At 73.5% G+C, this 12443-nt stretch carries 11 protein-coding genes; 6 read left to right on the top strand and 5 right to left on the bottom strand.

Going from position 1 to position 12443, the window contains the following annotated elements; genetic code table 11:
* On the top strand, positions 1-1140 hold the full coding sequence (locus ACWYRN_RS20690) for a GGDEF domain-containing protein (protein ID WP_488689576.1): 1140 nt from the start codon (positions 1-3) through the stop codon (positions 1138-1140).
* Between the two features lie 14 nt (positions 1141-1154).
* Here ACWYRN_RS20690 and ACWYRN_RS20685 read toward each other — a convergent pair whose 3' ends face one another.
* Positions 1155-2414 carry a family 1 glycosylhydrolase gene (locus ACWYRN_RS20685; RefSeq protein ID WP_488689575.1) on the bottom strand — a complete coding sequence of 420 codons (1260 nt, stop codon included), beginning with the start codon at positions 2412-2414 and terminating at the stop codon, positions 1155-1157.
* A gap of 122 nt (positions 2415-2536) precedes the next feature.
* Here ACWYRN_RS20685 and ACWYRN_RS20680 point away from each other — a divergent pair, with 122 nt between their 5' ends.
* The 5 genes from ACWYRN_RS20680 to ACWYRN_RS20660 all read left to right on the top strand — a co-directional run bounded on the left by ACWYRN_RS20680 (position 2537) and on the right by ACWYRN_RS20660 (position 8851).
* A complete protein-coding gene (locus ACWYRN_RS20680) occupies positions 2537-4171 on the top strand; it encodes a L,D-transpeptidase family protein (RefSeq protein WP_488689574.1) in 1635 nt (544 codons plus the stop codon).
* A 43-nt stretch (positions 4172-4214) separates the two neighbouring features.
* A complete protein-coding gene (gene ppsA, locus ACWYRN_RS20675) occupies positions 4215-6647 on the top strand; it encodes a phosphoenolpyruvate synthase (RefSeq protein WP_488689573.1) in 2433 nt (810 codons plus the stop codon).
* A gap of 100 nt (positions 6648-6747) precedes the next feature.
* Positions 6748-7050: a DUF1540 domain-containing protein gene (locus ACWYRN_RS20670; protein ID WP_488689572.1), complete on the top strand. Its 303-nt coding sequence runs from the start codon at positions 6748-6750 to the stop codon at positions 7048-7050.
* Positions 7051-7113: 63 nt separating this feature from the next.
* The gene (chrA, locus tag ACWYRN_RS20665; protein ID WP_488689571.1) at positions 7114-8325 is read left to right on the top strand and encodes a chromate efflux transporter; all 1212 of its coding nucleotides are present in this window, start codon (positions 7114-7116) and stop codon (positions 8323-8325) included.
* A 94-nt stretch (positions 8326-8419) separates the two neighbouring features.
* Positions 8420-8851, top strand: coding sequence for a universal stress protein (locus tag ACWYRN_RS20660; protein ID WP_488689570.1), 432 nt, complete (start codon positions 8420-8422; stop codon positions 8849-8851).
* On the opposite strand, the gene ACWYRN_RS20655 is transcribed toward ACWYRN_RS20660, so the two are convergent.
* The 4 genes from ACWYRN_RS20655 to ACWYRN_RS20640 are packed head-to-tail and all read right to left on the bottom strand — an operon-like array spanning position 8835 to position 12443.
* Complete coding sequence (locus tag ACWYRN_RS20655; RefSeq protein WP_488689569.1) at positions 8835-10274, bottom strand: sensor histidine kinase; 1440 nt, start codon at positions 10272-10274, stop codon at positions 8835-8837. The genes ACWYRN_RS20660 and ACWYRN_RS20655 overlap by 17 nt on opposite strands.
* Positions 10271-10936: a response regulator transcription factor gene (locus ACWYRN_RS20650; protein ID WP_488689568.1), complete on the bottom strand. Its 666-nt coding sequence runs from the start codon at positions 10934-10936 to the stop codon at positions 10271-10273. The genes ACWYRN_RS20655 and ACWYRN_RS20650 overlap by 4 nt, the downstream gene beginning before the upstream one ends.
* Before the next feature lie 25 nt (positions 10937-10961).
* A complete protein-coding gene (locus ACWYRN_RS20645; protein WP_488689567.1) occupies positions 10962-11606 on the bottom strand; it encodes a tetratricopeptide repeat protein in 645 nt (214 codons plus the stop codon).
* A gap of 36 nt (positions 11607-11642) precedes the next feature.
* Positions 11643-12443, bottom strand: coding sequence for an SDR family oxidoreductase (locus tag ACWYRN_RS20640; protein WP_488689566.1), 801 nt, complete (start codon positions 12441-12443; stop codon positions 11643-11645).

The following is a 12443-nucleotide window of genomic DNA, read 5'->3' as shown; positions in this document are numbered from 1 at the left end:
ATGAAAGCAAGCAAGGCGGCCGCGGCCCAGGCCGCGCAGGCCCTGCGCAGCCTGTTCCGGCCGCTCGGCAAGGGCATGCAGCCGGCCTTCGACGCGGCCGTGGACGCCGACCTGGCGCGCCTGCTGCCGGTGCTCGGCCCGGTCTTCGGCGTCTTCATCCTCGCCTTCGGCGCCTGGGACGCCTGGCTCGATCCCGCGCGCGCGGGCCTGACCCTGCGCATCCGGGTCGCGCTGGTGCTGGCCGGCGCCCTGGCCTACGGCGCCGGCCCCCTGCTGCCGCGCCCGGGCTGGCGCTGCGCCTGGCTGTACGCCACCCATGCCGGCGCGATGGTGCTGTGCGCCGCGCTGTTGCCGCAGGGCCTGGTCCTGGCGCTGCCCGGCCTGACCGGCGCCCTGTTCCTGCTGGCCCTGGTCGAACCGCGGCCGCGCCGCTTCCTGCTGGCCGGCCTGGCGCCGGCGCTGCTGCTGGCCCTGCTTGCCGCGCGCCGGCTGGCGCCGCCGGTGCTGGCGAACACCCTGCTGCTGTACGGGCTCACCTGGGCGCTGGCGCTGGGCGTGGCGCTGGCCAGGCTGCACCTGCGCCGGCGCGCCTTTCTGGCCGAACAGGCGCTGCTGGACGCGGTGCGCCGCGACAGCCTGAGCGGCGCCCTGACGCGCGCCTACGCCACCGAGCTGGCGGGCCACGACCTGGCCCTGGCCCGGCGCCACCGGCGGCCGCTGGCGCTGGCCATGCTCGACATCGATTACTTCAAGCGCGTCAACGACCGTTTCGGCCACGCGGCCGGCGACCGCGCCCTGTGCGCCATGGTGGCCGCCTGCAAGGAGCAGCTGCGCGCCAGCGACTACATCGGCCGCCTGGGCGGCGAGGAATTCGTCTGCGTGATGCCCGACACCGGCGCGGCCGAGGCCCTGGCCTGCGCCGAGCGCATCCGCGAGGCGATCGCGGCGCTGTGCCTGCCGACCGAGGCCGGGCCGCTGCGCTTCACGGTCAGCGCCGGCGTGGCCGAGCTGGGGCCGGAATACGCGGACTGGGCGGCCCTGCTGCGCGCGGCCGACGGCGCCCTGTACCGGGCCAAGCGCGACGGGCGCAACCGCAGCGTGCTGGCGCCGCCGGCCGCGGGCGCCGCCGCCCCGGCCTGACGCGCGGGCCGCGATCAAACGCCGAGTTCGGGCGCGCCGCAGTCGGCGCCGCTGGCGGCCAGCACCCCGCTCCAGTCGCGGATGATGCGCCGGTACGCGACGCCGGCGCGGCGGATGCGGCGCGCCATGTCGAACAGCCCGTTGGCATTGACATGGCCGCGCGCCTCGCGCAGGTCGATGTCCCAGTCGACCTGGTCGGTCAGGCTGTACCAGGTGAAGCCGATCACCGGAATGCCCTCCTGGCGCAGGCGCAGCACGTTGGCCCACTGGCGCTCGAGCCAGAACGCCGCGTTCAGGCCCTGCAGCTGGTTGGTCTCGGTGTGCATCACGGGCAGCCGGTAGCGCGCGTGGTACTGGCGCGTCAGGCCGTAGTAGCCGAGCACGTTCGAGGCGCGGGTGACGCGGTCGGCGAACACCACCTGCTCGCTGCCCTCGTAGTAGTCGGTCCCCATCACGCAGCGCCGGCGCGGGGCGCCGCGCATGAAGGCGGCCAGGCGCGCGCGCGGCATGCCGTTGGCCAGCAGGTAGGCCCTGACCTCGGGACCGGGCATGCGGCCGTAGTTCAGGTCGAGCGAGAGGAAGCGGCGCTCGTTCAGCCAGGCCGACCAGGGCGCGGCCTGCGGGTCGTGCGGATGGTGGTAGCGCGTGGTTTCGCTCTGCACGAACCAGGCGTCGCATTCTTCGGCGATGGCCTCGGCGGCGCGCCGGTTGGCGTCCACCACGTGCCCGAGGGCGCGCACGAAGGCGGCGTCGTCGGCCAGCCCCTCGTTCCAGAAGCCGCGCAGCGCCGAGTACTCGGCCGTCACCAGCATTTCGTTGACCGGCGTGTACAGCCAGATCCATGGATAGCGCCGCGCAAAGGCGCGCGCATACTCGGCGAAACAGGCCGGGAAGTCGGGATTCTGGAAGTTGCCGAGCCAGTCGGGCAGGCCGAAGTGGCAGAGGTCGGCGATCGGCACGATGCCGAGCCGGCGCAGCTCGGCGAAGGCGGCGTCGGCGAACGCCCAGTCGTAGCGGCCGGGGCCAAGGTGGGTGCGGTAATAGGCCGGGCCATAGCGCAGGCAGCGGATGCCGAGTTCGTGCACCAGGCGGAAATCCTCGCGCCAGAGCCGGTCGTGGCCCGAGGCCTGCATCTGGTCGATGCGGCAGGGCTTGCCGTCGGGCCCGCGCACCAGCGGCGCGCTGTTTTCGATGCCGGTGCAGAACGAGAACGAACGGGTCAGCGTGGCCGCCGTGAGCGGCAGGCAGGGACGGGTGGGCCGGGACGTGTCCATGCCGCCAGCATGGCCGCCGCGCTTGCCGGCGGCTTGAGGTGCGTCAATGCCGACGCGGCGGACGCCGCTTCTTTCCGCCGCCCGGTCATTGTTTCGTTTGACTTGGATCAATGACCGCGACCGTGCTTCCTTTTTATCGTGTGCAGATCACCACCCGCCGCCCCGCCATGTCCGCTGCCCGCTCGACCGCCCTGCTCTGCCTCTGCCTGCTGCTGCCGGCGCAGCCGCCGCGCGCCGGCCCGATCCAGCCGGCGCCGCCCGCCGCCTCCGCCGCCACGGCATCCGCCGCCCCCGCCCCGGCCTCGCTCTGGCTGGCGGGCGACGCCGCCCAGGCGCGCCAGGCCGTGGCGCTGCTCGAGGCGGCCGCCGAACACGGCCTCGACCCCGCGCACTACCGCGCCGCCGAGCTGGCGCAGGCGCTGGCGGCGCCGCGCGGCCCGGACGCCGACGCCGCCCTCGCGCGCGCCCTCGACGGCGCCATGCTGCGCTACCTGGCCGACCTGCACGGCGGCCGCGCGCCGCTGGCCTACCGCGCCGGCACGCCGGCGCCGCCCTGGGACGCGGCCGCGGTCCTGGGCGCCGCCTTGCGCGGCGGGCGGCTGGCGCAAGCGGTCGAGGAAGCGGCGCCGGCGATCCCGCTGTACGCGCGGGTGCGCGCCGGCCTGGCCCGCTACCGCGCGCTGGCCCAGGCGCACCCGGACTGGCCGCCGCTGCCGCCGCCAGGACCGGCCGGCACGACGCCCGGCGCCGCCTATCCGGGCGCGGCCCTGCTGCGCGAGCGCCTGCGCCTGCTGGGCGACCTCGCCCCCGGCGACGAGCCCGGCGGCGAGGCGCAGTACGGGGAGCAGGATGGAGAGCAGGACCAGGCGCAGGATGGCGTCGTGCCGGCGCAGGCGCTGGCCCGTTTCCAGGCGCGCCACGGCCTGGTGCCCGACGGCGTGCCCGGTCCGCTCACCCTGGCGGCGCTGGCGGTGCCGCCGGCGCGCCGCGCGGTCCAGCTCGGGCTGACGCTGGAACGCCTGCGCTGGCTGCCGGCGCTGGCGCCGGGACCGATGGTGGCGGTCAACCTGCCGGCCTACCGCCTGTGGGCCTTCGACAGCCGCGACGCCGCCGCCGCGCCGCTGGAAATGCGCATCATCGTCGGCAAGGCCGCCGCCGCCCCGACCCCGCTGTTCGTCGGCACGCTGCGCTACCTGGAACTGAATCCCTACTGGAACGTCCCGCACAGCATCGCGGTGAAGGAAATCCTGCCGCGCCTGGCGCGCCAGCCCGGCTACCTGCGCGGCAACGACATGGAGATCGTCGACGCGTCCGGACGGGTGCTGCCCGCGGCCGGCCCCGCCGCGCTGGCGGCCGTGCGCGCCGGCACGGCCCGCATCCGCCAGCGGCCCGGTCCGCGCAACGTGCTCGGGGCGCTGAAGTTCGCCATGCCGAACCCGATGGACATCTACCTGCACGCGACCTCGGCCCAGGAACTGTTCGCGCGCAGCCGCCGCGACCTCAGCCACGGCTGCATCCGGGTCGAGGCGCCGCTGGCGCTGGCGCAGTTCGTGCTCGCCGACCCGGCGCGCTGGAACGGCGCCGCGCTGGAGGCGGCGATCCGCAGCGGCCGCACGCGCACCCTGAACCTGCCGGCGCCGGTTCCGGTGGTGCTGTTCTATGCCACCGCCGTCGCCGACCGCGCCGGCCGGGTGCTGTTCGCCGACGACATCTACGGCCTCGACCCCGCCCTGGAACGGGCGCTGGCCGCCCCATGACCACGCGCCCGCGATGCGCGCCATGCCTGCACAGGAGAATTGAATGAAGCAGCCATCCGATCTGGTCCTGCCCTTCGCCGAGGTCGGCCTCGACGACCTGGCCCTGGTGGGCGGCAAGAACGCCTCGCTCGGCGAGATGGTGCGCGAACTCGGCGCCGCCGGCGTGCGCGTGCCGGACGGCTTCGCCGTCACCGCCGCCGCCTACCGCGCCACGCTCGACCGCGCCGGCGCCTGGGACGCCCTGCACGCCGCGCTCGACGGCCTCGACCCGGGCGACGTCGACGACCTGGCGCGGCGCGCCGCGCGCGCCCGCGCCATCGTCGTGGCGGCGCCGCTGCCTCCCGGGCTCGAGGCCGCCATCCTGCGGGCCTGGGAAGTCCTGCGCGCCGAATACGGACCCGGCCTGACCGTGGCCGTGCGCAGCTCTGCCACCGCCGAGGACCTGCCCGGCGCCAGCTTCGCCGGCCAGCACGAGAGCTACCTTAACGTCGGCGCCGGTCCCGCCCTGCTGGCGGCCATCCGGCGCTGCTTCGCCAGCCTGTTCACCGACCGCGCCATCGTCTACCGCAGCGCCAACGGCTTCGACCACTTCAAGGTCTGGCTGTCGGTCGGGGTCATGAAGATGGTGCGCGCCGACCTCGCCAGTTCCGGGGTCGTCTTCACGCTCGACACCGAGACCGGCTTTCGCGACCTGGTGCTGGTGACCGGCGCCTGGGGCCTGGGCGAGAACGTGGTGCAGGGCACGGTCGACCCCGACGAATACGGGGTCTTCAAGCCGGCCCTGCGCGCGGGCCGGCGCACCCTGCTGCGCCGGCGCCTGGGCGGCAAGGAAATCCGGATGGTCTACGCGGCGCCGGGCGCCGCCGCGGCCACGCGCAACGAGCCGACCGCGCCCGCCGAGCGCGCGCGCTTCTGCCTCGACGACGACGCCGTGCTGGAACTGGCGGCGGCGGCGCTGCGCATCGAGGAGCACTACAGCGCGCGCGCCGGGCACCCGGTGCCGATGGACATCGAATGGGCGCGCGACGGCATCGACGGCAAGCTCTACCTGGTGCAGGCGCGCCCCGAGACCGTCGCTTCGCGCCGCAGCGCCACCCGGCTCGACGAATACCGGCTGGCGGGCGACGGGCCGCTGCTGGCCAGCGGGCGCGCCGTCGGCGGCAAGATCGCCTCGGGCAAGGCGCGCGTGGTCGCCACCTCCGCCGAGCTGGCCGCCTTCGAAGCGGGCGAGATCCTGGTGGCGGCCGCCACCATGCCGGACTGGGGCACGGTCATGCAGCGCGCCGCCGGCGTTGTCACCGACCGCGGCGGACGCACCTGCCACGCCGCGATCGTGGCGCGCGAGATCGGCGTGCCGGCGGTGGTCGGCTGCGGCGACGCCACCGCCGCCATCCGCAGCGGCGACGAGGTGACCCTGTCCTGCGCCGAGGGCGAGACCGGCCGCGTGTACGGCGGCCGCATCCCGTACACCACCGCCGGCACCGACCTGGCGGCGCTGGCGCTGCCGCGCACCCGCATCATGGTCAACATCGGCAACCCGGACGCGGCCCTGCGCACCAGCTTCCTGCCGAGCGACGGCGTCGGCCTGGCGCGCATGGAATTCATCATCGCCGAGCACATCCGCGTCCATCCGATGGCGCTGGCCCATCCCGAGCGCGTGGCCGACCCGGCCGTGCGCGCCGAGATCGCACGCCTGAGCGCGGCCTCGCCCTCGCCGGCCGACTGGTTCGTGCGCGAACTGTCCGAGGGCGTGGGCACGATCGCCGCCGCCTTCTGGCCGAAACCGGTGATCGTGCGCCTGTCCGACTTCAAGACCAACGAATACGCCAGCCTGCTCGGCGGCGCCGGATTCGAGCCGGCCGAGGCCAACCCGATGCTCGGCTTTCGCGGCGCCGCGCGCTACGCCCACCCGGCCTATGCCGACGGCTTCGCGCTCGAATGCGCCGCCATGCGCCGGGTGCGGCGCGACATGGGCCTGGACAACCTGCGCCTGATGATACCCTTCTGCCGCCGCGTGCCCGAAGCGCGCGCCGTGCTCGACGCGCTGGCGGCGCACGGCCTGGCGCGCGGCCAGGACGGGCTCGAAATCCACATGATGTGCGAGATCCCGAACAACGTGATCCAGATCGACGCCTTTGCCGCCCTGTTCGACGGCTTTTCGATCGGCTCGAACGATTTGACCCAGCTGGTGCTGGGCGTGGACCGCGACTCGGAAACCGTCGCCTTCGATTTCGACGAGCGCGACCCGGGCGTGCTGGAGATGCTGCGCCAGGCCGTCGCCGGGGCCAGGCGCAACGGCCGCCATGTCGGCATCTGCGGCCAGGCGCCCTCGGACTACCCGGAAGTGGCGCGCTTCCTGGTGGAACAGGGGATCGATGCGATCAGCCTGAATCCGGATTCGGTCGTGGCCACGGTGCGCGCCCTGGCCGAGGTCGAACGCGGGCTCGGCATCGCGCCGCGCGCGCCCGATGCGTGATCGGCGTCAAACATCCTGGCGGCAGGCCGCACCGGCGCCGCGCAGGCGGTCTAACGGCATCAGGAACTGCAACCATTCGCCGCCGACCGGGAGAGGAATCGTGACCCAGCTAAACATCGACATGCCGACGGTCGCCGTCTGCTCGGCCGCCGAGTGCGCCTACAATACCGGCAACACCTGCCATGCGCGCGCCATCACGGTGGGCGACGGCGTCCACCCGGGCTGCGACACCTTCCTCGCCGCCGAGCCGCATGCGCGCAACCGCGAGCGCCAAGCCGGCGTCGGCGCCTGCAAGCTTCCGTCCTGCCGCCACAACGACGACTACGAATGCACGGCCGAGCAGATCGAGGTCGGCCACCTGCCCGGCCACGCCGTGTCCTGCCTGCGCTTCACGCCTTGCTGAGCCGCTTCGCCGGGAGGCGCTTTCCGCTATCATGCTTGCCTTGGAACAATTTCCAGCAAGCGCATGGCCGATACCGACTCCCGCTCACCGTGGTCCATCTTCCTCGTCTTCCTGCGCCTCGGCCTGAGCGCGTTCGGCGGGCCGGCGGCCCACCTCGGTTTCTTCCGTGCCGAATTCGTCGCCCGGCGCCGCTGGCTCGACGAGCACAGCTATGCCGACCTGGTCGCGCTGTGCCAGTTCCTGCCGGGACCGGCCAGCAGCCAGGTCGGCATGGCGCTGGGCCTGGCGCGCGCCGGCTACCCCGGCGCCCTCGCCGCCTGGGCCGGCTTCACCCTGCCCTCGGCGCTGGCCCTGATCCTGTTCGCCCTCGGCATGGCGCAGGGCGCCCGCGTCGTCCCGGCGGGGCTGGTGCACGGCCTGCAGGCGGTGGCGGTGGCCGTCGTCGCCCAGGCCGTGTGGGGCATGGCGAGCACGCTGTGCACCGATGCGCCGCGCATCGCCATCATGCTGGCGGCCGCCGCCTTCACCCTGTTCCTGCCTTCGGCCTGGGGCCAGGCCGGCGTGATCGCCGCCGCCGGGCTGGCCGGGCGCCTGTTGTTCCGGCCGGCGCCGCGTGCCGTGCACGATGCGCTGGCGGTCCCGGTCGGACGCCGCGCCGGCCTGTGCTGGCTGGCGCTGTTCCTGTTGCTGCTGGCCGGCCTGCCGCTGGCGGCGCGCTGGCTGCCGGGCCAGGCCCTGGCCAGCGTGGACGCCTTTTACCGCGCCGGCGCCCTGGTCTTCGGCGGCGGCCACGTCGTGCTGCCGCTGCTGCAGGCCGAGGTCGTGGCGCGCGGCTGGGTGAGCAGCGCGGATTTCCTGGCCGGCTATGCGGCGGCGCAGGCCGTGCCCGGCCCGCTGTTCACGTTCGCCGCCTTCCTCGGCGCTGCGATGCATGGCGCGCCCTCGGGCTGGGCCGGCGGCCTGCTGTGCCTGCTGGCCATCTTCGTCCCCGCCTTCCTGCTGGTGGCCGGGGCGCTGCCGTTCTGGGCGCGCTGGCGCGCCGCGCCCGGCATGGCGGCCGCGCTGGCCGGCATCAATGCCGCCGTGGTCGGGCTGCTGCTGGCCGCGCTCTGCCACCTGCTCGGGAGCGGCGCCGTCGCCGCGCCGGCCGACGCCGTGCTGGCCCTGGCCGCGCTGTCCGGACTGATGTATTGGAAACTGCCGCCCTGGCTGGTGATCGCTGCCGGCGCCGCGGCCGGCATCCTGGCCGGCTGGCTGCCCGCCCTCGCCCTCTGAGTTGCCGGGCGCGCACTAGGCCCACGGACGAAAGCGGTCTACACTGGAGACGGATGCGTCACCTCACGCCTTGTCCTGCAACCGGGAGCGCCATATGAAACGCATACTTGTTCCTTGCGACGGATCGCCCAGCGCGCTGCGCGCCGTGCGCCATGTCGCCACCGAAGCGGCGGCCGGAGCCGCCGCCAGCGCCGAGATCGAGCTGCTGCATGTCATCGCACCGATGACCGCGGTCACGCTGGCGGAGGCTTTCTCCGCCCACAGCCTCGACGAGCGCTTTCCGCCGCAGGCGGCGCAGGCGCTGGAGCCGGCCGCCGCCATCCTGGCCGGCGCCGGCCTGCGCTATACCCTGCACTGCCGCTTCGGCGATCCGGCCGCCGAGATCGCGGCCCAGGCGCGCGAATCCGGCTGCGGCGCCATCGTGATGGGCACGCGCGGCCACGGCGCGCTGGCCAGTTTGGTGATCGGCTCGGTCGCCACGCGCGTGGTGCACCTGGCCGAGGTGCCGGTCACGCTGGTGAAGTAGGCGCGGCCGGGCGCGGCGGCGCCAGTGCGCCGGCCAGCCGCAGCGAGACCTCGGCCACCGTGCCCTGGCCGTCGTCCTTGCGGCGCAGGCCGACCGAGGCCGCGTGCTGGCCGGCGATTTCCTTGACGATGGCCAGCCCCAGGCCATGGCCGCCGGGCGCCGCGCCCTGCACCCGGTAGTAGGGCGTAAACAGCTTGCCCATTTCCTCGTCCGGGATCGGCACGCCGTCGTTGGCCACCGTCAGGATCGCGCGCTCGCCGCGCAGCGCCAGCGACACCCCGATCTCGCCCTGCGGCGCGCCGTGCACCGAGGCGTTCTCGACCAGGTTCTGCAGCAGGCGCCGCAGCTGCGAGGGTTCGCCCCAGACCTCGGCGTCGCACGGCGCATCCAGGCCGATGCTTTGCCCGCGCCGTTCGAGCAGAGGGTCGAGCATGCCGATGACGTCGTGGCAGACCGCCAGCAGCGACACGCGCCGGGCGGTGTAGTCATCGCTGCGCGCGCTGATCCGGCTCAGCGTTAGCAACTGCTCGGCCAGCTTGCTGGTGCGGCGCGCGCCGGCCATCGCCTGGGCCAGCGCCTCGCCCCGCTCGCGGTCGCCGGGCGAGCGCATCGCGTTCTCGATGTGCAGCTGGACGGCGGCGATCGGGGTGCGGATCTCGTGGGCGGCGGCGTCGATGAAGCGCTGCTCGCGCTCGAAGGCGGCCTGGATGCGGCCAAGCAGCTGGTTCAGTTCGGTGACGATCGGCGCCAGCTCGATCGGGGTGGCCGGCAACACCACCGGGTCGAGCGAATCCGGACTGCGCGCGGCGATGCGCGCGGCCAGGTCGCGCAGCGGGCGCATGCCGCGCAGCAGCACCAGGTTCACCGCCAGCAGCATCAGCAGGCCGCCGGCCGCCAGCGGCGCGGTGATCGACATGCCGATGTACTCGGCCAGCTCGCCGCGCACTTCTTCCTTCTCCGCCGTAAGCACCCAGATCCGGCCCGAGCGCAGCGCGAACACTTCCCAGGTGGTGCCGCCCAGGTGCTGGGTGCTGAAGCCGGGCGCCAGCCTGGCCAGCGGCGCGTCCGGCGCGGAGGCCGACCTGGCCAGCAGGACCCCGTCGTCGCGCCAGACCTGGAAGGCGATCTTGGTCTCGTAGCGGTGGCCGGAACGCTCGGGCACGCTGCTGGTCGAAGTTTCGAGCTCGGGCGGCAGCGCGATCACCAGCGGGTGCGCCAGCGTGGCGGTGGCTAGCTGGCGCCCGGCCAGGGCCTCGAGTACGCGCGCCGAGGTGGCCAGGCGCGCGCTGAACAGTTCCTCGGATTCGTGGCGCGCCACCAGGTTGGCCGTCAGCCCGATGCCGCCGAAGATCAGCACGATGCAGGCGAAGGTGGCCGCCACCAGCCGGCGCCGGCTCGAGTAGGTGCGGGTAGGCGCGCTCATTCGCCGACGTCGCCGAGGCGGTAGCCGACCCCGCGGATGGTCTTGATCGCCGCCGCCCCGAGTTTCTTGCGCAGGTGGTGGACGTGGACGTCGATGGTGTTGCTTTCCGCGCCCTCGCCCCAGCCGTACAGGGTTTCCTCGAGCTGGGCGCGGCTGAACACGCGCAGCGGCTGCTCGGCCAGCTGCTTGATCAGCATGAACTCGAGCCGCTGCAGATCGACCGGCTCGCCTTCCCAGGCCGCCTGCAGGCTTTCCAGGTCGAGCGCCAGCCTGCCGCGTTCGAGCCGGTTGACCGGGCGCCCGCCCGAGCGCCGGGCCAGCACGCGCAGGCGCGCCAGCAGTTCGTCGAGCTCGAAGGGCTTGACCAGGTAGTCGTCGGCGCCCAGGTCCAGGCCCTGCACGCGGTCGCGCATGGCGTCGCGCGCCGACAGGATCAGGATCGGCAGGCCGTTGCCGCCGGCGCGCACCTGCTCCAGCACCCGGGTGCCGTCCAGGCCGGGCAGCCCGAGGTCGAGCACGGCCAGGTCGAAGGCATTGTCGCGCAGCGCGGCCAGCGCCGAGACGCCGTCGCGCACGTGCTCGACGCTGTAGTGCGCGCGGCGCAGGGCCACCAGCAGGCCGCTGGAGAGCAGTTCGTCGTCTTCGATCAGGAGCAGCCTCAAGAACGCATTCCTTCCGTTTTCCCCGTCACTTCTTTCCTCCCGAGATTTTCGCCAGCAGCGCCTCGATCTCGCCGCGCCGCCCGTCGTCGGCCAGCTTGCGTCCCGCACGCGCCGGCGCCTGCAGGGCCTTGCGCAGGTAGCGCTCGGCGCCGGCGCTGTCGCCCTTGCGGTACAGGTAGTCGCCATAGAAATAATTCGGGTCGATGCCGTCCGGGTTCGCCGCCAGGCCCTTCTTCAGGAATTCCTCGGCTTTCGCATTATCGCCGAAACCGATCGGCCAGCCCGGCACCTGGTAGTACAGCGAGCCGAGGCTGGTGTAGGCCGAGCCGGACAGGGTAGCCGGATCGATCGCCAGCGCCCGTTCCAGCGACTTCTTGGCGTTCTTCACGTGCTTGAGCGCGCCCAGCCCGCCCTTGGCCCCGGCATAGGTCGATTCGACGATCGCATACCAGGTCAGCACCTCGGCATTGCCCGGATTGCGCGCGGCCAGCTGGCTGCTCTCGGCCAGCAGGCGCTCGAACTGCGCTTCCTGCTGGGCCGCGGGCGTGCCGTACTTGATCTGCTCCCAGCCGTGCTGCATGCGGGCGACGTCCTCGGCCGGGCCGGCATGGGCCGTGCCCAGGGCGAAGGCGGCGGCCAGTGCGGCCAGCGTGCGGATAAGAATGTTCATGTTGGCTCCTTGCTTTTCTGTATAGGGTGGTCGGAATCAGCGCGGCAGGTACTTGCGGATCTGTCCCAGCTGCTTACGGATCGCGTTCTCGGGAATGCCGGGCACGAGCTTGTTGACGAGCACGAAGAAGCGCTCCTTGCCGCCCAGCGTATGGCTGGCCGCGCTGCCGGCCAGGAAGCGCATGAAGGCCTCGGCCACCGCTTGCGGCGTGTCTTCGCTCGTGCGCAGTGCGCGGTTCATGCCGTTCACCGCCTCGCTGTTGATGGCGGTGCGCGTGGCGCGCGGCGAGAAATGGCGGACGGCGATCGTGCTGTCGGCGTATTCGCGGCGCAGGGCCTGCGAAAAGCCGGCCAGGCCGGCCTTGGCGGCGCCGTAGGCGGCAAAGCCGGGGAAGCCGAGCGCGCCGAACACCGAGCCGATGTTCACCACCTGGGCCGACGGCGCCTCGGCCAGCAGCGGCAGCAGCGTGCGCGTGAGCAGCATCGGCGCCAGCAGGTTGGTCTCGACCTGGGCCCGGATCGCCTCCGGCGCCTGGCTCTCGAAGGCATGGAAGCTGCTGACGCCGGCATTGTTGATCAGCAGGTCGATGCCGCCGCTGGCGCGCACCGCGGCGGCGATCGCGCCCAGGCTATGCGCTTCGCACAGGTCGCCGCAGACGATCTGCACGTTGCAGCCGTGCAGGCGCGTGGCCAGCTCTTCCAGCGCCGGCCGGTTGCGCCCGACCAGGACCAGCAGGGTGCAGGCGCCGGCCAGGCGTTCGGCGATGGCCGCGCCGATGCCGCCGCTGGCGCCGGTCAGCACGGCGCGGTAGCGCTTGCCCGTTTCTTGCCGCGCCAT

The sequence above is a fragment of the Massilia sp. BAP21 genome (assembly GCF_057801335.1).
This window is presented reverse-complemented; position numbering and strand designations above follow the sequence as displayed.

What these genes read in the sequence shown, in the direction of transcription:
- ACWYRN_RS20690 (WP_488689576.1), top strand. Translation starts at nt 1, where the DNA reads ATGAAAGCAAGCAAGGCGGCCGCGGCCCAGGCCGCGCAGGCCCTGCGC.
- ACWYRN_RS20685 (WP_488689575.1), bottom strand. Translation starts at nt 2,414, where the DNA reads ATGGACACGTCCCGGCCCACCCGTCCCTGCCTGCCGCTCACGGCGGCC.
- ppsA (WP_488689573.1), top strand. Translation starts at nt 4,215, where the DNA reads ATGAAGCAGCCATCCGATCTGGTCCTGCCCTTCGCCGAGGTCGGCCTC.
- chrA (WP_488689571.1), top strand. Translation starts at nt 7,114, where the DNA reads ATGGCCGATACCGACTCCCGCTCACCGTGGTCCATCTTCCTCGTCTTC.
- ACWYRN_RS20660 (WP_488689570.1), top strand. Translation starts at nt 8,420, where the DNA reads ATGAAACGCATACTTGTTCCTTGCGACGGATCGCCCAGCGCGCTGCGC.
- ACWYRN_RS20655 (WP_488689569.1), bottom strand. Translation starts at nt 10,274, where the DNA reads ATGAGCGCGCCTACCCGCACCTACTCGAGCCGGCGCCGGCTGGTGGCG.
- ACWYRN_RS20645 (WP_488689567.1), bottom strand. Translation starts at nt 11,606, where the DNA reads ATGAACATTCTTATCCGCACGCTGGCCGCACTGGCCGCCGCCTTCGCC.
- ACWYRN_RS20640 (WP_488689566.1), bottom strand. Translation starts at nt 12,443, where the DNA reads ATGGCGCGGCAAGAAACGGGCAAGCGCTACCGCGCCGTGCTGACCGGC.